This is a genomic window from Xenorhabdus miraniensis (assembly GCF_002632615.1).
The window spans coordinates 36,307-57,384 of record NZ_NITZ01000013.1 but is presented as its reverse complement, the minus strand read 5'-3'; the positions used below and the strand labels follow the sequence as shown (position 1 = coordinate 57,384).

18 protein-coding genes are annotated in these 21,078 nt (G+C 41.7%); 3 read left to right on the top strand and 15 right to left on the bottom strand.

Annotated features, from left to right (window positions below; genetic code table 11):
* Positions 1-3: 3 nt before the first annotated feature.
* The 7 genes from emrA to proV all read right to left on the bottom strand — a co-directional run bounded on the left by emrA (position 4) and on the right by proV (position 6,748).
* Positions 4-1,188, bottom strand: a complete 1,185-nt coding sequence (emrA, locus tag Xmir_RS13200; protein ID WP_099114755.1) for a multidrug efflux MFS transporter periplasmic adaptor subunit EmrA — start codon at positions 1,186-1,188, stop codon at positions 4-6.
* Positions 1,189-1,441: 253 nt separating this feature from the next.
* Positions 1,442-1,957, bottom strand: a complete 516-nt coding sequence (mprA, locus tag Xmir_RS13195) for a transcriptional repressor MprA (protein WP_099114689.1) — start codon at positions 1,955-1,957, stop codon at positions 1,442-1,444.
* A gap of 129 nt (positions 1,958-2,086) precedes the next feature.
* Positions 2,087-2,422 (bottom strand): L-valine transporter subunit YgaH, encoded by a 336-nt coding sequence (ygaH, locus tag Xmir_RS13190; RefSeq protein ID WP_099114688.1) that lies wholly within the window; start codon positions 2,420-2,422, stop codon positions 2,087-2,089.
* On the bottom strand, positions 2,415-3,206 hold the full coding sequence (locus Xmir_RS13185; RefSeq protein ID WP_099114687.1) for an AzlC family ABC transporter permease: 792 nt from the start codon (positions 3,204-3,206) through the stop codon (positions 2,415-2,417). Before Xmir_RS13185 ends, ygaH begins: the two co-directional genes overlap by 8 nt.
* 198 nt (positions 3,207-3,404) lie before the next feature.
* On the bottom strand, positions 3,405-4,406 hold the full coding sequence (gene proX / locus Xmir_RS13180) for a glycine betaine/L-proline ABC transporter substrate-binding protein ProX (protein WP_422646018.1): 1,002 nt from the start codon (positions 4,404-4,406) through the stop codon (positions 3,405-3,407).
* Positions 4,399-5,556: a glycine betaine/L-proline ABC transporter permease ProW gene (proW, locus tag Xmir_RS13175; RefSeq protein ID WP_099114686.1), complete on the bottom strand. Its 1,158-nt coding sequence runs from the start codon at positions 5,554-5,556 to the stop codon at positions 4,399-4,401. The genes proX and proW overlap by 8 nt, the downstream gene beginning before the upstream one ends.
* Complete coding sequence (gene proV / locus Xmir_RS13170) at positions 5,546-6,748, bottom strand: glycine betaine/L-proline ABC transporter ATP-binding protein ProV (protein WP_099114685.1); 1,203 nt, start codon at positions 6,746-6,748, stop codon at positions 5,546-5,548. Before proV ends, proW begins: the two co-directional genes overlap by 11 nt.
* A gap of 1,410 nt (positions 6,749-8,158) precedes the next feature.
* On the opposite strand from proV, the gene Xmir_RS13165 reads away from it, so the two are divergent.
* Both Xmir_RS13165 and cspE read left to right on the top strand, forming a co-directional pair.
* The gene (locus Xmir_RS13165) at positions 8,159-8,644 is read left to right on the top strand and encodes a methylated-DNA--[protein]-cysteine S-methyltransferase (protein ID WP_099114684.1); all 486 of its coding nucleotides are present in this window, start codon (positions 8,159-8,161) and stop codon (positions 8,642-8,644) included.
* 188 nt (positions 8,645-8,832) lie between these two features.
* Positions 8,833-9,042: a transcription antiterminator/RNA stability regulator CspE gene (cspE, locus tag Xmir_RS13160; RefSeq protein ID WP_047962204.1), complete on the top strand. Its 210-nt coding sequence runs from the start codon at positions 8,833-8,835 to the stop codon at positions 9,040-9,042.
* A gap of 79 nt (positions 9,043-9,121) precedes the next feature.
* On the opposite strand, the gene crcB is transcribed toward cspE, so the two are convergent.
* From crcB to lipB, 3 genes are all read right to left on the bottom strand, one after another.
* Complete coding sequence (crcB, locus tag Xmir_RS13155) at positions 9,122-9,496, bottom strand: fluoride efflux transporter CrcB (RefSeq protein ID WP_099114682.1); 375 nt, start codon at positions 9,494-9,496, stop codon at positions 9,122-9,124.
* A gap of 16 nt (positions 9,497-9,512) precedes the next feature.
* Positions 9,513-10,478 carry a lipoyl synthase gene (gene lipA, locus Xmir_RS13150; protein ID WP_099114681.1) on the bottom strand — a complete coding sequence of 322 codons (966 nt, stop codon included), beginning with the start codon at positions 10,476-10,478 and terminating at the stop codon, positions 9,513-9,515.
* Between the two features lie 117 nt (positions 10,479-10,595).
* Positions 10,596-11,231 (bottom strand): lipoyl(octanoyl) transferase LipB, encoded by a 636-nt coding sequence (gene lipB, locus Xmir_RS13145; protein ID WP_099114753.1) that lies wholly within the window; start codon positions 11,229-11,231, stop codon positions 10,596-10,598.
* Positions 11,232-11,412: 181 nt separating this feature from the next.
* On the opposite strand from lipB, the gene Xmir_RS13140 reads away from it, so the two are divergent.
* Positions 11,413-12,873, top strand: coding sequence for a TrkH family potassium uptake protein (locus Xmir_RS13140; protein ID WP_099114680.1), 1,461 nt, complete (start codon positions 11,413-11,415; stop codon positions 12,871-12,873).
* Positions 12,874-12,962: 89 nt separating this feature from the next.
* On the opposite strand, the gene Xmir_RS13135 is transcribed toward Xmir_RS13140, so the two are convergent.
* From Xmir_RS13135 to Xmir_RS13115, 5 genes are read right to left on the bottom strand one after another with little or no spacing between them, the layout of a single operon-like run.
* The gene (locus Xmir_RS13135; RefSeq protein ID WP_208620429.1) at positions 12,963-15,164 is read right to left on the bottom strand and encodes a TonB-dependent siderophore receptor; all 2,202 of its coding nucleotides are present in this window, start codon (positions 15,162-15,164) and stop codon (positions 12,963-12,965) included.
* A 30-nt stretch (positions 15,165-15,194) separates the two neighbouring features.
* Positions 15,195-16,523, bottom strand: a complete 1,329-nt coding sequence (locus Xmir_RS13130; RefSeq protein WP_099114679.1) for a lysine N(6)-hydroxylase/L-ornithine N(5)-oxygenase family protein — start codon at positions 16,521-16,523, stop codon at positions 15,195-15,197.
* Positions 16,520-18,283 (bottom strand): IucA/IucC family protein, encoded by a 1,764-nt coding sequence (locus tag Xmir_RS13125; protein ID WP_167385991.1) that lies wholly within the window; start codon positions 18,281-18,283, stop codon positions 16,520-16,522. Before Xmir_RS13125 ends, Xmir_RS13130 begins: the two co-directional genes overlap by 4 nt.
* Positions 18,283-19,236 carry a GNAT family N-acetyltransferase gene (locus tag Xmir_RS13120; protein WP_099114678.1) on the bottom strand — a complete coding sequence of 318 codons (954 nt, stop codon included), beginning with the start codon at positions 19,234-19,236 and terminating at the stop codon, positions 18,283-18,285. Before Xmir_RS13120 ends, Xmir_RS13125 begins: the two co-directional genes overlap by 1 nt.
* Entirely contained in the window at positions 19,226-20,977 is a 1,752-nt protein-coding gene (locus Xmir_RS13115) for an IucA/IucC family protein (protein ID WP_099114677.1), read from the bottom strand. The genes Xmir_RS13120 and Xmir_RS13115 overlap by 11 nt, the downstream gene beginning before the upstream one ends.
* Positions 20,978-21,078 lie beyond the last annotated feature (101 nt).

Genomic DNA, 21,078 nt, shown 5'->3' with positions numbered 1-21,078 from the left:
ACCTTAAATCGGGTTTCCTGAGTTACTATTAATGACGTCAGTAACTATTTGGTTGGCAGAAGCCATATCTATCGTCAACGCATTTGTGTGATAGGCAGGAAGAGAGCGTTCGGTGGTTGTCAGCGTAGTCCCATTGATGTTTGCTGTATCCACGTTGACTGCTGTTGATAAGCCAATGCGCAGGGGATGCTGTTTTAATTGTTCAGCATCAATCTCAATACGGACGGGTAGGCGTTGAACCACTTTAATCCAGTTACCGCTGGCGTTTTGTGCCGGTAATAAAGAAAAGGCACTACCGGTTCCCATATCAATACCTGCAACTTTGCCCGTATAAACAACATGTTTGCCATAGAAATCACTGATGATTGTGGCTGGTTGCCCGATACGCATATTTGCAAGCTGAGTTTCTTTGAAATTGGCTTCAACCCACATATTGCTGGCAGGAATGATAGCCATTAATGGTGTTCCTGAATTAATGCGGGAGCCAACTTGAACGCTACGACGTGCAACATAGCCATCGACAGGGCTGACAATTTGGGTTCTCTGTAAAGCAAGCCAGGCATCACGAACACCAGACGCGGCTTTTTCAACAGCAGGTTGTTTTTCCAATGGGGTATCTAAAATAGTTGCCTGATTGCTTTTGTATTGCGCAATGGCAATATCCAGATCTGCTTGAGCAGTTGAAACATTTTCACGCATATGTTGCAACTCTTCTTTGCCGATCATCTCCTTGGCGCCCAGTACTTCTCTCCGGTTAAGGTCACTTTGTGCTTTCTTGAGAGCAATTTTTTTCAACTCAATGGTTGCTTGATATTTTTTACTGTCGATCATGCGTTGATGAGTGATTCGAACAGTATTCGCCAATTCATTTTCAGCTTTTTTCAAGGCCAATTCAGCGTCACGGGAATCAAGTTGTACCAAGACATGCCCACTTTTTACATAATCAGTATTGTCAGAATTAACGGTAATAACACTCCCTGTAATTTGCGACATGATTTGTACTTGGTTGCCTGTTACATAGGCATTATCAGTTTCTTGGTGATGACGTAAAACGAGAAACCAGTAAACGGTATAAATGGCACCAAGGATAAGGAAGAGTAGCGTCAGTGACGTGATGATATTGCGGCGCTGCCGTTTCTTATTACTATTTTTTGGGCTCGTTTTTGGATTTAACGGCGAGAGCTGCATGTTCTCACTAGCACTCATAGAGAATCTCCGTATTTTTTATTCACTAATATTACTGTGGTAATAACTGCACTAAACACGCCTCCAGTAGTGTGTAGACATTACTGGAGGCGTGAGCGATATGGATTCAAATATTATCTGAAGATAATAGTTAGCCATATGAGGTATCTGATGATACTGGCTAGCGGAAAAGTTTTTTTAGGACATGTTGCTATAACATGTTTATTGATTCAAAACTGATCAGAAATAGAGATGATTACTTATTAAAACAATCACCAATATTATCTAATTGATTCAATACCTTTCTCATCAATTTTTCTAACTGTTTTTGCTCCTCCAGTTCGAGAACAGACCAAAGTTTAACCAGGCACTCATGCTGGGGTGGGAGTAAACCATTCAAGAAACTTGAACCTTTTTCGGTTAGATGAAGATGGAGGCAACGGCGATCATTATGGCTCTCCTTTCTTTCTATCCAGCCTTGCTTTTCTAATTCATCTGCAATTCGGGTTGCATTTGTACGGGAAGAGCCCAATGCCGCACTGAGTTCTGATGGCTGAATACTACGACTTTCTTTGGTATCCAGAATCATCAGAGCCATAAACAAGGTTTCATTGATTCCTTGTGCTTTCAGCATGTTGTTACGATTTTCCAGAATTTTGCTCTGGACATGCATTGATAAGCGAGTGAGTAATATCTCTTGATAGGGCAAACTTTTTTGCTGTGCAACACGGCAATTAAGTAACTCTTCTGTGGGAGTGAATGAACTTTCCATTGTTTAGATACCTTATTAGTTTCAACCGGTAAAGTAACGTCTGTTAAAAACCCTACAAATACTATATTAAAAGTTAAATTTAGCAATTATAGTTATTTATTATCATCATATTTCTTTAAATATTGATACCTAATTCATAAATACCTTGAATATTACTCCAAAAACAGCAGCACCAGATAGTGTGGAAATGATGATGCTTTTGGTTTTGTAGAAACATAAGCAGATGATCAGGCACCCTATTAGGGTTGGTATCAATTTATTGTGCTCTTTCATCACATCAGGAATGCCTGAGACGATGAGAAGCGAACAAATTGATGCAATGCCAATGCTATCCAGTATGACACCCATTTTTCCCGCTTTTGCGGTAGGTGAGCGGTTAGCACCTAAACGCAGGGGAAGATAGCGGAATAGGAAGTTGGCAATGCCTACAATAAGTCCGATAAGAAGTATTTTATTATCAATCATATGATGTGCTTTTATTCAACTGTGCGTTTTTGGCTTGCAGAAGGGCTGCTAAACAGCCTCCCATGATCCCTGCAAGAATGGCGATGGGAATTGAGAAAAATATCACACCGACTAAAGTCCCCAATAAGGAAGCGGTAACGCAGTAGCTATTCTGTTTTTTGACGGAGGCTAATAAGAAACTGAGAAACAGTGCGGGAAGCATAAACGTCATTGCTGCTTCAATCGCTGGATATGAGTCCAGATAACCATTCCCTAACACAGTTCCTGCCACAGTACCCAGCACCCAAGAGAGCCAAGAACATAGAGCGATGGCGATCATCCAATTTTCACTCCAACTGCGCTGGTTTTTTATTAGCTTAGTTGTTGCTGCGGCAAAAACCTCATCTGTCAGGCCAAAAGCCCAAATGACGGTTTTCTTTTCTGCTAAGGGTTGTTTAATGCGATAGCGTAAAGCTGGGCCATACAGAATATGGCGAATATCCATCGCCATTACAGTTAATGCGGAAACCCACAATGACATACCTGCGCTTAGCAGGGCGGTTATCACAAATTGGCTGGCTCCTGCATAAATGACGCAGGAAAAAAATATGGCTTCTAAAGGTGTAAACCCCAGTTTGACTGCGCTTAGACCAAATGCAAACGAGATGGGAGCATAGCCAATGACAATAGGGAGACTATCAAAAATCCCTTCTTTGAATGAAGAAATTCCGTTTGGGTGGGGTTCTTCAAGGGGGGATGTATCAGATATTGGTATGTCAGGCGTGGATTTATCGGGTGTTTGCATGGAGTGTTTTATTTTTTTGTTAATAGATAAAGTAACATTAACAAAATATGATGAAAGTGAAAATATGAAATGTATAAATTATTTAATTAATGTTATTTAGAACAAAGGACTTAGGGGGAATTTGAGATAAAACGAGGAAAGCCGTGAAGTTTTGTTAATATTTTCACGGCTCCATCGGTATAGAGGAAGTACAGAGAGTCAGTTGCTTTGATGAGCTGTATTTCTGGCTGCGTTTAACCAGCCATCCACGGTTTTCTGGTGTGCTCTAATCCAGCCTTCGGCCTGACGTTCAATATCAGCTTCAGAAATTTTAACGCTGTGCATACGCTGATTCTGCGCGTTGATATCAGCAACCGGTAATTTCATGACAGCAAAAAGCATTGCAGCAGCGGGATTCTTTTCTGCCCATGCTTTGTTTGCCATGATGTGCATGGTACTAGGAGGAAAGCCATAGTTACGGCCGTTAGGTAATTGAGTATCAATGGCTTCGCCATCGCCGAGGGCAGAGAAAGGAACTTGCAGCCAGATAACATCTTTTCCGGGTTTCAGTACATCACTGACCCAATAAGGTGTCCAGGTATAGTAAAGGATCGGTTTGCCTTCCCGGTAACGGGCAATAGTATCTGCCATCATGGCTGCATAGTTTCCTTGGTTATGTTCCACGGTATTTTTCAATCCATAAGCTTTTAACTGACGGTTAATCGCTTTTTCACACCCCCAACCAGGATTGCAACCTGTTAAATCTGCTTTGCCATCTCCATTGCTGTCAAACAGTCTGGCAAGTTTAGGATCTCTGAGCTGGGCTATATTGGTGATTTGGTATTGTTCTGCTGTTTTTTTATCGATGAGATACCCTTGCACCGCGTTTTCGACATATTTTCCCTTGCGATAAAATATATTATCGCCTCCAGCCGCTTTATATTGAGCGTTATGGAGTGGCTCCCAATTGACGGACATAAATGTGGCATCACCGGAGGCAATGGAAGCATAAGCGACGTTATAATCAACCTCTTTGATTGGTTTGACGTCATAACCGAGTTTTTCCAATGCCTTGCAGACAATTAATGTCTGGAATGTTTCTTCACTGATCGTACTTTGGAGTGGCTGTACAGTGATGCCTTTGCCCGGAAGATCAGCAGCAAACGAGGAAAGGTTCATGAATGCTGACAGGATTACTCCTAAGATTACCCCCTTATTTATGGTCTTTTTGCATAAAGCTATCATGCTGCGCATGATTATCTCCTCCGTTATGTGTCGGGTCAGATATCGTTTTTTGTAGATTTTTTGGGTAAGAGAATTTTTGTTTGGCTGAGGATAACAGTAGGTTCAGTAATCCTATTGGCCCTGAGTGATACCAATGGCCTTTTCTGGATCGGGTATTTTTTCCCAGAGATTGAGTCAGGCGGTCAAGGATAATGGCAAGAATGACAATTCCCACTCCCCCAACAGATGCCAGCCCTATATCAAGACGGCCAATACCGCGCAAAACCATCTGCCCCAAGCCACCCACTGCGATCATAGAAGAAATGACAACCATGGAAAGTGCTAGCATCAATGTTTGGTTTACTCCTGCCATAATTGTAGGCATGGCTTGTGGAAGCTGAACTTTGAACAACATTTGCCGTGGGCTTGCGCCAAATGATTTGGCAGCTTCAATCAAATCATCGGGAACCTGTTTGATTCCCAGAATTGTCAGCCGAATCATAGGAGGTAAAGCAAAAATGATAGTCACCATGACGCCAGGCACATTACCGATACCAAATAACATCACGATTGGGATCAGATAAACAAAAGCGGGTGTTGTCTGCATAGCATCCAGCAAGGGGCGGATCATGTCGGCAATCCGATCATTGCGAGCTAACCAGATCCCGAGAGGTAGCCCGAACAGAATACAGAACAGCAGGGCGGTAAGTACCAATGCCATGGTTATCATGGCTTCTGACCATGCCCCAATTGCACCAATGAAAATCAGTGAAATGAAGGAAATACCACCCATTTTTGCTCCCGCGAGCTGCCATACCAGAAATACAAAAAACACAATGGTAATGGGGGCTGGTGTTGTGATCAGGAATTGTTCAAAACCATTGAGGATAAAATCTACGGGAACGCGGATTGCCTGAAACACAGGCCGGAAGTGCACAACCATCCAATCGACAATATTGGTCACCCATGAATCAAACGGAATGAGTTTGTGTTGAAAAGGTGACATGATATTAAAGTGCTCCGGCGGGATATCGCTGGTTGTATTTAGCCAATCATAGTTCCCTGATGGAGAGACAGTGGCAGTATCCATCCAGGGATCACTGACGATTATCGGATCAGTGTTTATTTGTGGAGGATTATTTTTCATTGGGTGCCTCTTTATCTAAGGCTTGTAACAAAATTCCTTTGGAAATAACGCCTAAATAACGGCCATTATCTCCAATAACAGGAACTGCACAGGGAGATTGCACCACGGTGGATATCAATTCATTCAGTGGAGTTTCTGCGGAGACAGCAGTTGGTTTTTCCAATATGGCCTGCTCGATGGTTTTTTCCTCTGCCAATGCCTGTTGTAGAGAATTGACAGATACCACTCCAATAAACTTCTGGCCCTTTTCGATCAGATAGCCATAACTTCTATCTTCGTCATCCAACACTTTCAGAGCAGAGCGGGGGCCGAAACCTGCGGTGAGATAGAGTAGAGATTCTGGTCGGCGGCGGGCAATATCTTTTGCTGAGAACACATGGCTGATGTCTACGCCACGGAAGAAAGCCCTGACATAATCATTTGCAGGATTATTCAGGATTTCATCAGGTGTGCCTACTTGCACAATGATACCACCTTGCATGATAGCAATACGATTGCCAATACGCATCGCTTCATCTAAGTCGTGGGAAATGAAAACAATAGTGCGCTGCTGTTCTCCCTGTAGACGCAATAATTCATCTTGCATTTCGGTACGGATCAGAGGATCGAGGGCTGAGAACGCCTCATCCATTAACAAAATATCGGGGTTGTTGGCTAATGCTCTGGCTAATCCAATACGTTGTTGCATACCGCCAGAAAGTTCGTCGGGATATGACAGAGCATAATTTTCCAGATTCACTTGTTTCAATGTTTCAAGTGCTTTTTGATCGCGCTTTGCTTTGGGAATACCAGCAAGTTCCATTCCAAATGCAGTATTTTCCAGAACATTCAAATGTGGCATGAGTGCAAATGATTGGAAAACCATACTGATTTTACTACGGCGAACATTGCGTAACTGGGTTTCTGTAATAGTTGAAATATCTTCGCCATCGATGAGTACCTGACCTTTGGTTGGCTTTATCAGGCGATTGAGAAGACGTACTAGTGTGGACTTACCTGAACCAGATAATCCCATGATCACAAATATTTCGCCTTCTTCAATAGCCAGATTGGCATCCTGTACACCGACGGTTAATCCTGTTTTTTCAAATATTTGCTCTTTACTGAGGCCAGAAGATAATAACTTAAAAGCGGGTTCAGGAGGATCGCCGAATATTTTATAAAGGTTCTTAATTTCAAGTTTAATGGTCATGTAAAATATTTTCCTGTTGTTGATGATATATTGTATTTGATTGCTCCAATGCTATTTTTTCCAATACATACCCTAACATATCGAAATAAATGGACAACACCTTATCTGGATTTATTAATAAATAATTGACTTTTCTTATGAGAGATTACTGGATTCATAAGGAAGGCTATATATCAACTTGATTAAGTTTTTTGTGAGGTGAAAAATTTACTTTGTATGCGTTTTTGATATCTTTTTGTTATTTAAATGGTTTTTATTATCTGTGATGCGATGATTTTTAATATAACTTGATGGTGTGGATTATATTTAATTGGTTGGTTTTGGGTTTTTTATTAAATTTAAAAATTAACTGTGTAGGTTATCTTAATTAAATATTTGTTCATGTTTATCTTATTGATTTTTTGAATTATTGTTTTTATAGAAAGGTTTATAGAAAGGTGGCTATCCAAGCTTGAAAGTGATATTGAGTCCTGGTTTCTGATAATAATGTTATTTATAAGGCTTATCCAATATAACTATAGCATAAAGTTGAAAATAATATTTTCTGTCAGATAAATACTGCTATAACAATATGATGGATATTTATAATGCTTGTCACTGGTTATGTTTTATTACCTGGGAGGTTCTAAAGTTGAAATTAATATTCAATGATTGTTTTATTTTTGGGTTATGAAAGTTATTGCATAGGCAATGAGTTAACTTTACATACTAAACATAAGGTTAAATGAATGGCTGAATTCAACATTGAAGAGATTAGAGGATAATGAAGCTACTCAGCAGTTTCTCTGATAATGTTCTATTATATCCTTGACAAACATCAGGTTGCAGTGCCGCAGAAAACGGGGGCATGGCAGGAGACAGGAGTTCACTTCAGAAATGAATAATTTTCATCACAGCATATTTTGTTGTGAAAGCTTTTAATAGCTAGCTATAGCAAGGTTTTTCGCATCATTGATTCATGGCGAACAGTGTAGTGTATGCCTTTCGCCATTCATTTGTTGTTTGGTTGGGTGAGTTTATTTACCACAATCTATTGGTTTTATACCACAGTGTTTGCCATAAATGATAACGCTTCTAGTAAAATTTCTTGGTGGTATATATAGTTAACAATAATAAAAACTAACACTTGTGTATTGTATTGAGATAATTCATTTTTGAAATCACTGCTATATATAGCGTTAATTAAGAATATTTTATCTATATGTGGTATTTTTAGCTTTTTTAAATGATCGGCATTAAAAATAAGGTGTCATAACTTATTGGCAGAGCCATAATTTTAATTGTCAGAGGGCGCGATGGTTTCTTTATCAAATTGTCAGATGTGTAACCGAATTCATCATTGCAAATTGATGAACGAGGGATTTAGGCTAGTACTGAAATTTTCGATAATAAATTAAATGGAGGTAGTTTATGTACCATCATTACCTGAATACTCCAGAAGGATTTCCCAAGCCTTATGTACATATCACTGCGGATGATGAAGGAGTAACGAGCATTTATTTCGTTAATGAAAAGAAAGCATTAGAATCTAAGAATGTGATTACTAAGCAGTGTGCAAAAGAGTTACAGGAATATTTCAAAGGAAAGCGGCTGACGTTTACGGTCCCCTTAAGTATGCGGGGAACTGAATTCCAGAAACGAGTCTGGCAGCAGTTATGCAACATTCCTTATGGTGAGATGTGGAGTTATAAACAATTGGCACTAACGTTGGGTTCAGTAAATTATTGTCGTGCGGTTGGCATGGCAAATTCACGCAATCCAATTTCATTGATTGTACCTTGCCATAGAGTAATTGGTCATGATGGTAAGCTAGTTGGTTATACCGGCGGGTTGGATATCAAAGGATGGCTGCTAGAACACGAAAAAGGTAGAAAGGCGAAAAGTAAACAAAGCTGAAATAAGACGCTAATTTATTTGTGAAATCACTATTGGCGTATAAAATCAGTCAATGTAACTAAACGAAAAGTACGTTTTTTTGCATTTTGTATATATTTCGTGATCTATGTTACAGACAATAGACTATATTATTTGTTGTACTGTACGTGACGCTATGTTTGTGTCTTTTTTTATTAAAGGTAAGTTTGATGTCAAAAATTAAAGGTAACGTTAAGTGGTTTAATGAATCCAAAGGATTCGGTTTTATCACTCCAGAAGATGGTAGCAAAGATGTTTTTGTACACTTTTCCGCCATTCAGTCTAACGGATTCAAAACTCTGACCGAAGGTCAACAAGTAGAGTTTGATATTACTGAGGGTGAAAAAGGTCCATCTGCTGCGAACGTTGTCGCAATCTAATTTCAACCCCCGTATTCTTAAAACCCGTTCTTAGCAACGGGTTTTTTATCTTTTGTCGGTGTTGAATTTTAACAGGGCATTAAAGTTTGTTCATAACTGCAAAAGCAAGCCCTGTCATCAGTAACGAGCCTATCACATTTGCCAGCACAGCAAGCAGTGCCCAGCTTATCTTTCCTGCCTGTAACAGATAAACCACTTCAGCGGAGAAGGTAGAGAAGGTCGTCAGGCCGCCACAGAAGCCCGTAGTTAGCATTAATTTCCAAACAGGATCAAGGTGCGTCGCTTTATTGAAATAAGCCAACCCTAATCCAATGATAAATGCACCGATGCAATTAGCCGTCAGCGTACCAACGGCAATTGGGGAAGAAGGAGTGTTTAGGCGGAGGCTGATGAGCCAGCGTAACACGCTACCCAAGCCACCACCGATAAATACAGCAAATACAATATTTATCATTGGTGATGGCAATAGATTATTTGACTTCCATACCTTTGGCCTGCAAATCGGCATGGTAAGAAGAACGAACAAATGGGCCACAAGCTGCATGGGTAAAGCCCATTTCTAATGCGGCTTCTTTCATTTCTTCAAATTCAGCCGGACTTACATAACGCTGGACGGGTAGGTGATGGCGGCTTGGCTGTAAATATTGTCCCAAAGTCAGCATGGTGACACCATGACGACGCAAATCACGCATAACTTCTAAAATTTCTTCATTGGTTTCGCCCAATCCCACCATCAGACCTGATTTAGTCGGGATATCAGGGTGAGCTTCCTTGAATCTTTCCAGTAGCTTCAATGACCACTCATAGTTAGCGCCCGGACGAACCTGACGATAAACCCGTGGTACGTTTTCCAGATTATGGTTGAATACATCGGGTGGCGTTGCGGTCAGGATTTCCAGTGCACGATCCATGCGGCCACGGAAATCGGGTACCAAAGTTTCGATTTTAATCGAAGGATTTTTTTCGCGAATAGCCGCGATACAGTCAGCAAAATGTTGTGCACCGCCATCACGCAGGTCATCACGATCAACAGAAGTGATAACAACATAACGTAATCCCATATCTTGAATGGTTTGCGCGAGTTTGATGGGTTCATCTGCATCAGGTGTATTCGGGCGACCATGTGCTACGTCACAAAATGGGCAACGACGGGTACAGATGGCACCAAGGATCATAAAGGTGGCGGTTCCGTGGTTAAAACACTCAGCAAGGTTAGGGCAGGAGGCTTCTTCACAGACGGAATGCAATCCATTTTTGCGCATTGCAGCTTTGATACCCTGAATGCGGCTGGAATCCGCAGGAAGTTTGATTTTCATCCACTCAGGTTTGCGCAAGAGTGCTTCACGTTCTGTGGCAACTGTCTTCACAGGGATCAAAGCCATCTTGTCTGCGTCGCGGTATTTGACACCACGTTCCATCTGAATTGGTTTACTCATAATCGTGCCGGTTCCAGTTATATTCTTCAGATTTTGACTTACTGCCTGATGTGTATGACAAGGCGATCGAGGCAATAAATCCATTCAAATTTTTTTGAAAAATGTTAAAAAATTATATCATCTTTCATCGACGAGTTGAAATCCCAAGATCTGACAGAATTTTTCCACCAGAACGGGTTGTACATCTTCAATGGTCACTCCTGTGACAAAGTCACTGAGTTGGATCATTTGCATGCCAGCATAGCCGCATGGGTTAATGCGGAAAAATGGCTGTAAGTCCATTGCAATATTCAGTGCCAGACCGTGGAAAGAGCATCCTTTACGGATACGCAGCCCAAGGGAACATATTTTGTTGCCTGAAACATAAACTCCGGGGGCGTCCGGGCGGGCGTACGCTTCTACACCAAAATGCGCCAGAGTTTTGATCACTGTATTTTCTATTGAAGTTACCAATTGGCGAACTCCAATTTTTGAGCGTTTCAAATCAATTAAGACATACATAACCTGTTGACCTGGGCCATGATAAGTGACTTGACCACCTCTATCCGATTGGATAACAGGGATATCTCCTGGCGCAAGTACATGCTCAGTTTTACCAGCTTGGCCTTGTGTAAATACTTTCTCATGTTGGACAAGCCAAATTTCGTCAGGTGTTTCCGCAGTACGCTGCTCAGTGAACTGGTGCATGGCGTCAGAAACCGGCTCGTAAGGCTGAATACCTAACTGGCGTAAAATAACGGTGTTATGTTGCAATGGGACGTCATCATTCGTTAACAAAAAGTGCCCGCCAGTATAACGCCCTAAGATGATTCCCACCAGTTTGAGAATGCCTTAAAGCAATAATATTGTTAATTAGACGAATATATTTTTATTTTGTATTATCATGGTTATATATTTTGATGATTTTCCCTTTAATCTCTGTTTGAGCTAACAGATGGTCAAAAAAAACCAACTTTTAATTGTTGGGCATCTTTGTAGTTTCCTGGTGCTCCTGTACAGTCTCTCAATGCTACTGCCTATTTTCGTGGCTCTGTTTTATAAGGAAAAAAGTGTTTTTGCTTTTTTTGAAACATTTGCCATTGGATTGATTGTCGGGGGAGCCGGCTGGTATTTCACTCGTAAAACCAAAGCACAACCCAGCACGCAAGATGGGTTTCTTATCATTGTGCTATTTTGGTTGCTGTTTTCGTTACTCAGCGCCTTGCCTTTTATGCTTGACAAGAGCCTGAATATTAACCTTGTGGACGCGATGTTTGAAGGTATATCAGGTATTACGACGACAGGGGCAACGGTGCTGAATGATGTGTCTGCACTGCCTAATTCGGTACTCTATTATCGCGCCCAGCTCAATTTTATCGGTGGACTGGGAGTTATTGTCCTTGCTGTTGCTATCTTGCCATTATTAGGAATTGGTGGCGCAAAACTCTATCAATCAGAAATGCCGGGTCCTTTCAAAGAAGAACGATTGACCCCGCGTCTTGCAGACAGTGCCAAAAGCTTATGGGTTGTTTACCTGTTGCTGGGGGGATTATGTTCGGTAAGTTTCTGGGCTGCGGGTATGTCATGGTTTGATGCTATTTGTCATGGTATCTCAACCGTTTCTTTGGGGGGATTTTCAACCCGCAACGAAAGCCTTGGTTATTATGACAGCGCAGCCATTGAAATGGTGGGGGGGATTTTCTCAGTCTTGTCGGCAGTCAATTTTACGCTTTATTTCGTTGCCCTGACACGCAGGAGCCTGAGGCCACTGTTAAAAAACGCTGAACTGCAATTCTTTTTGTTGGTACTGGCAGGCGTGGTGTGCATTATTTGGTTGGAGCTATATCGTTCAGGTATGTATGGTGTGAAAGATGCGTTCATTCATGGCTTTTTCATGACAAGCTCCATGATGACAGATAACGGTTTGGCAACCGCTGATTATGCCCAGTGGCCCCCTCATACCATACTGATGTTACTGGCGGTCAGTTTTTTTGGCGGCTGCGTAGGCTCAACCTGCGGCGGTATCAAAGCACTTCGCTTTATGATCTTGGCAAAACAGAGTGTTAGCGAAATTAACCAACTCATTCATCCAAATGCCATTTCAACCATCAAAATTGGTAAATCAGTAGTTCAGGAACGGGTGCTGCGTTCTGTTTGGGGATTCTTCTTCCTTTATGTCTTTTTCAGTTGCTTTTTCATCTGGGCATTGAATCTGCTCGGTTATGATTTGGTAACTTCATTTGCCACTGTTGCGGCGTGTATCAATAACATGGGCATAGGATATGGTGCCACAGCACAAGGTTTTGGTAACCTTGATGCGGCAGCGAAATGGATGATGTGTGCCGCCATGTTGTTGGGAAGGCTGGAAATTTACCCAATACTGATTTTGTGTTCGAAAGCGTTTTGGCGTTTTTGAATAGAGCGTTTTTTGAATCGAGCGTAGATAGATAGCCGAAGATTATTCGGCTATCTATACTACTCATCAACTTTCAAATAGCAGCTTTGTTAGAAAGTCATGGAATAACTTAATCCAAATGTCCGTCCACGCCCCTTATAGCTGTATAACTCAGAGGCGCCATAAGTTGGACTATAAAAGACGGGAGCACGTTGTCCCCAAACCGTGGTGTAATCTTTATTCAGTAAGTTTTCAATGCTGAAATTGATTTGCCCGACAGACAAGTGATAAGTGCCCAGGAAATCAATCGTATTATACCCATCTATCTTTCTGCCATTGGCATCAGAGACATCAAACGTTTGCTGTGATTGCAACCGGAGTTCCCAATCTTCAGGTTCCCAATTGATATAAGCGGTTATTTTAGATGGACTGGCTGTTGTAACAGGCAGTTTCTCCCATTTACCGTTTTTGTTCGTTTCTGATTTGAGGATATTGAAAGTTGTTCCGGTACTCCAGTCACTATCTTCAAAGAAGTAATCCACCGCACCTTCTACACCATAAATACGCCGTTTATCGGGGTTCACAATGATAGTCATATCATTTTTATTGATATCAATTGTGATATCAGACAGTGAATAATAAGTGGCTATTTGTGTACGTAGGTTATCCCCGTTGTAGCGCCAACCTAATTCATATGAGTTGACCTTAATTCCTTTTAGCTTAGAGTCATTGACATTGGCACTATTTATTAACGGATAATGTCTATTTACTGACTCACCGTATTCACCTAAGCCATAGTATTTTCCGACATCCGGCAGTTCAAACCCTTGGGAGAAGCTGAACCAGACTTGTTGGCGTTCAGCCAAATTGGCGAGTACACCGACATTAAACAAGTAATTATTGTAACTTGTTGTTCCTCCCGGGATGGTATCGGCTGATTTAACTGGCCCCGTAGCAATCACTTGTTGTTGTTTATACGAGACAAAATTATCAATTTTGTTTTGCGTATATTGATAACGTATACCACCGTTGATGGTAAATATTGAATTAATATCGTAACTGGCCTGTAAAAAAGGTGCCAGATTGGTGATCGTATAGCCCGGATATCGGCCAACGTTATAAGCATTTTTCAGCTTCATTCCACCCGATTCTCGAGCAGTCTCCAAATTGAAGAATTGTTGATTAGCGCTGAATTTTTCATGTTCGGCATCAAAGCCATATGTTAACGCTAAATTCTGAGTTGGGTGACTATTTAGAGTAAATTTCCCACCGTAAAAATCTGTTTTTTGTTCAGATGAACCAATACTGTTGACTTTCTTATTCTCATTGAGTGTCGGGAATGGATAGAAAGCAAAAGTCTCATCCCGATAGAATGCCTGAGCAACTAAATCTTGCCCCAGAAAATCAGTATTGGAATATTGTAGGCTGATCAAATGGCGTTTGGTGCCAGGAATACGGTCTGAATTCAATCCGCTTGCATTATAGGCCGCCGCTTTACCCGTGACGGCAGCAAAATCTTTACCGAGGTAGATGCCGTGTTTTCCATCTGATTCACTCTTGTAATATTGCGTTGTCAATTGTAATTGTTGGCGCTCATCAATGCTCAACGTTCCTGTTCCCATTACATCAAGGCGGTCGGAATATTGCAGGCCCGTTTGGGTATTATCAATTAAGACTTCATGACTCTTGGCATCAAACCAGCCACCATAGCGTTGATAGGATACGGAAAAACGTCCATTCACGTTTTCGGTACCCCCACTAATCGCGGCAGCGACATTTTCATCGTGATCTTTATGGTTTATAAAGCCACTTTTGCCACCCAGTTGCAGTTCAATTTGTTTTCCCTGCCGCCCCTTTTTAGTGACAATGTTAATCAACCCACCGGTGCTCCCACCGCCATAGAGTGAAGTTGCGCCAGAGATAACTTCAATATGGTCAATATTGAACGATTCAATGGAGTCTAATTGACGGCTATCCGAGCGGGATGAATTCAAACGTACCCCATCGATCATAACGGCTATTGAACGTCCGCGGATGTTCATCCCGTGGTTGGTTCGCCCCTGACTGCTGACATCCATGCCCGGAATTAATTGTGCCAGTATGTCTTTAAGTTCCTTGCCTGCATTCATCTGTTGTTCAATTTCATGATTTTCGATTACCCAAGTGGTTTGCGCCATTTGGGGAATGCTGCGATGAGTACGACTGGAAGAAACAACAATCTTATCTTCCTTTAATTCAGCAGCCGAGACAGATGGTGTCAAAATAATAGACAAGCAGGGGGTCATGAGCCAAAAAGAACTGCGCTTTATCATTGCTTATTACCTTCGTTTTGTCCGAGTGAATTAATAACAGGTTGTACTGAGGTGATTAACAAATGTTGGAGAAAAATTCTGTGTTGGTTCACTTCGCCACTTGATCACATTAGGAGAAAGTGTCAGGTCAAAGTAAGCTTTCCCTAACGCCCGGTTTAAAATATGAGCGGAACGCCATGCCATCAAACTCATTTGTGGCTCTGCAATCCCATGGCTGTGCATACCTGCATTAACAGCAAATAAGCAGTTTTTGCCGGAACCATCCCATTTTAAAGTAAAATCGGGAGCTATCTGGTACTTGCCATCCTGCGTGTTATGCAAGCGTGGCGCTAAAGGCTCAAGGAATTTGGGATCTGAGGGTTGATAGCCAGTCGCAAAGATGACGATATCACTATCAAAATATTCTTTTCCATTATCCAAGAGATGTTGGGTTAACAAGCGATAGCCTTCCCCGTGTTTTTGCATATCTAACAAGGCACGACTTGGTAATAATTTTGCCCAAGGAGTTTCACGTAGTACTTCAAATCGGTGATACATTGCTTGGTAGATAGCGAGTAATGAATCGCTAGTGATGCCATCAGAAGTCATCTTTTGCTCTTTTAGCATCCGATGTTTTACTTCCGGGAGGAGGCTGTAAAAACTTTCTACATATTCTGGCGTGAAGTATTCATTGGAGAATGCGGCTTCATCCAGTGCATGATAATTATTACGCCGGGAAATCCAGTTGAGTTGTTTGGGAGTTCCCCATTCACCACGAAAAATGTTGAGGAATAGATCTGCCCCGCTTTGCCCGCCACCGACGACCGAAACACGTTTATCCGTTAAATCAGGGGTACGCAGCATCATTTCACTTGCATGGAAGCATTGATTGTTTTGCATTTGCACACAAGCCGGTAGTTGGATACGTTTACCAATACCTACGCATATATGACGAGCAAGGTACTGATTATTTTGTGTTGTGACTTGAAATAGTTGTTGTTGGTCATCAAAAGTTACATTTAAGACTTCTTCGCCAAATCTCAATGAATCTAGTTTTTGAGCAACCCATGAAAGGTAATCGGCAAACTCTTCGCGAGACACGGTACGTTGTTCAGTGGTCAGAAAACGGTAAAATTTTTTCCGTTTAACTAAATAATTAAGAAAACTATATGGGCTTGTAGGATCAACGGCACTAACCAGATCTTTCAAAAAACTTGTCTGCATATGACATTCAGGAAGCATTATTCCTTTATGCCAGGAAAAACGAGATGCCCGCTCTAAGAACAGAGCATTAAAATTAGGAATACTGCTACCAAGAGCAGCGGTACTAAGATTAAAAGGGCCTATACCAATACCGATGAAATCGTAAGGCTGACTCATAGCGCGGGTTCCTTGTTGGCAATATAGAGCGGGTTAGCAAGATCTTGATGATATTTAGGCAACATGCGATTACCACCATCATGTTCAGAATAAGTCAGCTTCACTGGGTTTAGTACGACACGAATGATCTGTGGCTTAAACAGATCAAATAACGCAAAGCGGTCATTCATATTGGGATGTTGTTCTTGATATTGTCGCAATACTTTTGCCAGAATTTGATAAAACTGAATTTCACTGACGCCATATTTTTCTAATAGAGGTGAAATAAAGCGCAATACAGTGACAAAATTTCCGGTTTGCAAATCATGAATTAAATAATCAGCAGATAAACGGACAGTCACATCTTTGACTATTTGAGGTAATGAAACAGCCTCAGGGAAATCTTGATCGATTAAGCGCATGTCTCCCTGAAAATCTTTTAGCAATATTCGGTGAGGCGCATAATTTTTCATGACTAAAGTAATGTTCTGACCGTGAGCAATCAGCGATACCCCATAGCAACACATCAAGTGATAAATGGGAATTACTACCGCTTGAAACATACGCGTCAACCAGTCTTCTATATTTAAACCGGAGCGTTCAACATAAGCAGCGATCAGGGGTACATCTTGATTATCGCTTTCCATCAATGTAGCCATTAGTATGGCTTGTTCTCCATTTTGCAAATAAAGGGATGGATTTTCACGCCAGATAATCCCAAGCATTTCCTGATAGCGATATGGTGCTTTCGTCAAAGTGGTATAGGTAGGATGAGCCATATAGCCAGCCGCAGGTTCACCAAGGATTTGAGCACCGCTTGATTGTAAAACAGGATTTTGTGCGAATTGTTGTTGTAACCAGTGAGAAGCTGCGGGGCCTGCGCCAATATATTTCCCTGGAATACCACGGTAGCAGGAAGTATTGTAAATGGTCAGTGGTAGCTTGATATCAAATGATACAGGGCGGCTAACATTGGTCAGCGTACGTAATGATTGTTGAGCAAGATACTTATCACCAAACTCACCTAATTCAACCAACTCTCTGGAAGCGATTTGTGGCAGAAAATGAAGGGCAATTTTCTGCTGCCATTGCCATGGATGTAGTGGTAGGGGGATCCAATCATCATTAAGTTTTAGCTCATGCCAGCGTTTGTTAAAACGCTGGCGTTCACTTTGGTTCATAGTACTCTCTAGCAGAATGTCTAGAGAGTAATTGTCGTCCATACACCAAGTGAAAACCTCTCGCTTAGCTGCGACCCAGTGTAGTTGGAAATGCCCCTGATATTCTGGTGCGTAGCGATGAAGGGCTTCTAATCCCCAACCGCGGCGGCCTTTGTTAAAAATGAATTTAGGATGAGCAGAGAGTAAGCATTGGAGTGTGTCGGAATCAAGCCTAATAAGTTCTTGAGCGCTCATGTTGCGGCGAATTGATAATAACTGTAAGTCTCCGCGCAGTGTTGCGTACAAATCTTCCAAATGTTCAGCTAATTGGGCATCATTCATATCCAGTACTTGAGCTAGCTGGCGTAGTGCACTATCGGCCTCCAATGGCTCATTACTATCGTTTTCTAATGAATCAGGAACAATGGATAACCAGCCCCAAATCCCACGTTTTGCAGAGAAGGTATAGCCAACGTTGCCAAGCTGAATGTACCACTTTTCACCTGTTGGTATTGCGGTAATAGAACGCTCATATTCCAGTTCAGCCAAAATTTTGGCTATCATCCTGCGATTGACAAGTTCCCAATCAGCATATGACCAACCAATATCATTTTGTTTCATCATACTGCCGTTTCCTCACAGAAAAAGTGATTACGCCGATTCATGGTGAGACGTGAGCGCTTATGTGGAAAATCAAACTCTTTGATGGTTTGATAACCGACTATTGGCAGATGGCGGAATAAGCGTTGGTTATCAAAGCGCGGCTCGGCGACTATACGTGTAGTACGAGGTTCATCCAGATACAAATAGTGCGTCAGGCCCCATAGCCAACTACGTACATATTGTGATCCCCGCCACTGTTCTTCTCCTACCAACATGTGCAAGCCACGATCAAATGGTTGCCAACGATAGTGACGACCAATCCGGTCTTCTGGAGCCCAATACACTTCGAAATAGCCGAATGGCTGATCGTCAAAGCACCCTAGCAAGGGATAACAATAATCGGATTCAAGTTGGCGCTGTAAATAGTTTTTTTGTACTTCCAGAGGCCCGGACATTTCCCAAAATACATTAATACGTGGTGTATTCATCCAGTGAGTAAATTGCTCAGCATCTTGTGAAACATTAGGCAGACGGAAACTTAGCCAGTGTTTTATCTGTGGATCATAACGACGGTAAACCTCATCTTCTGGTCGTGAAGGACGTACTGGCAGCCAGAGTTGGCGCTCTGTTTCGTAGCGCATTTGATTGTTCAGGGGAACACGTGAGCCGGTTAACCAGAGGGGAAGTTGATAGAAAGTTTCTCGTTCTAAATAATCACTTTTAGCTAAATTAAATAAGATTTGTGCTTGGGGCTCTTTATTCCATTCATGATAAGGCAGGGTGATTCCGCTTATTTGTGGGGCCATAACAAATAATTGATCCAGTGCCTGAACCAGCCAACCATTGGGTAACGGATTAAGTGAATGCAAAATAGCGCTTTTATCTAGCCCCAGACTGATAGGCAAATCTTTTTCCAATATCTCACAGCGAAAACTGCCTAAAGAATGTATTAATTTGGCATTAGGCATCATGGTTATCCTTTACTCGCAATGGGTTGGCAAAATCAAAATAGATAATTGATGGATCGATAATGGTGTTCTCGTTGTGATCGTGCAGATAGCAGAAGAAATTACCTTTGCAATTCCAATAGGGGCTATCGAGGACATAGTCTAAGCACAGGGTATTTTTTGCAGTTTTCCGTAACTGGATGAGTGCATTGCGTACTCGTTCCATCAGATTTTCTTCCTGGTCAAAGCCGGCGGCTCCCATTGCCGCAGTGATTGCCAGAGTGGAGTTGACCAACAAATAGTAGGGGAAATAGCGCAGCAGCTGTTTGGTGGTAAAACAATTTTCTGCTTCGGTTTCATCAATCTCTTTAAGCCACGGGTTAGCATTTTGGGTAAAACCGCTGCCTTGGCAATCCCGGTATAACAGCCCGATGGGCAAATCCTGCTCCATTTCCACGAGAATATTTTGTTGATGTGCCAGCAGCACCAGACCGTAATCTGCTTCTGCACTAAACAGTGGCAGCAGGATATGATGGCAATAAGCCTCCAGCCAGCAATGGGCGGCATTTTTCAATGGTAAGTTGAGGCGGGCACTCAAACGGCGTATTGATGCGGCTAATAAGCTATCACCTCCATCAGGAGCTGCTTGTGTTAAAGTAACCAGCACGTTGGTTTGTGTATGGGGGCGCCCGAACAGTAAATTTACCCGAAATACCATCAAACTTTCTTCACGAATATTTCCATCTATGTCACGTAAACCAGCCCAGCCATTCTCTTGCATAACACGCATTGTAGGATAACGGGTTTGTAATTCCTGCCAGCGGGGAGTTTGTGCTAATCGAGCAAGCCGCATGCCTCGTTTTGCTTCTTTCACTGATAGTGTTCTGATTGAATTAGTTAGGCGAACACTGAGAGAAAACTTGATCATGTCACGATTAGTTTCACTGTACAGGGAACGTGATGAACTCGTTGGTTTCCAGCGTGTACCCACTTCACCTAAATCACGTAATTTTCCTTTCTGTATGAGAGATTGAACCCAATTTTGGTTCAGCAGGTGATCAGCTTGCCATGGGTGCATCGGAACTAGCCAAATATCATCAGAAAAGTGGCTTAATAAATCGGGGGCGCTTTCTGCGGTGAAACGCTGTAAACGTTGTTTTAATGTTAATCCTAAGCTATCACCACAGATGCAGGAGTGATCTACAGCAAACCAGCGTAATGGGAAACTTGAGGCAAAATCGGGCAGATAACGTTTAGCTTGTATAGCATCGAATGGTTCATGAGATTTTGGTGCTGGGTGGAAAGCATGTCCAGCCAAAAGTCCTTGTTCTGCTTCGATAAAACTTAAAGGGGTGTCACGTAAAACCGGCCAATCTAGACGAACGTTGATTGCTTGCTGGGTATTATAATGACTTTCTAATACTCGCCGATAAAAACGTTTGATTTCTGAATCGGTTAATTTGCTGTTTTTACATAGTTTTTCTAGTAATAGACTGACAAATTGTTCCATATCCAACACCTGATAATCTTCATTATCTTGCTGATATAGATAAAAAGGAAACCAGTATTGATGATGCTGCGTTGGCGAAATGTAACGTAAGGCAATACAGATTGTCTGGATATTAGAAAGTGGAATATGTAATTGAGGGTACGGTAAGTTTTTTGTAGCAGGAAGAATTTTCCAATCTCGGGTTTCGCGAATTAAAGCATTGACAAAACATTGTGCTGCCACATCAGTTTTTAACTTGTTAAGTTCTGAAGACATTTGATTTGGATTTTTTAAATGATATTAATAATTGTTATCAAGATGATATTCATTTGATTTGTTATGTAAAGTATTTTATGTATTATATTCACAATTCATTA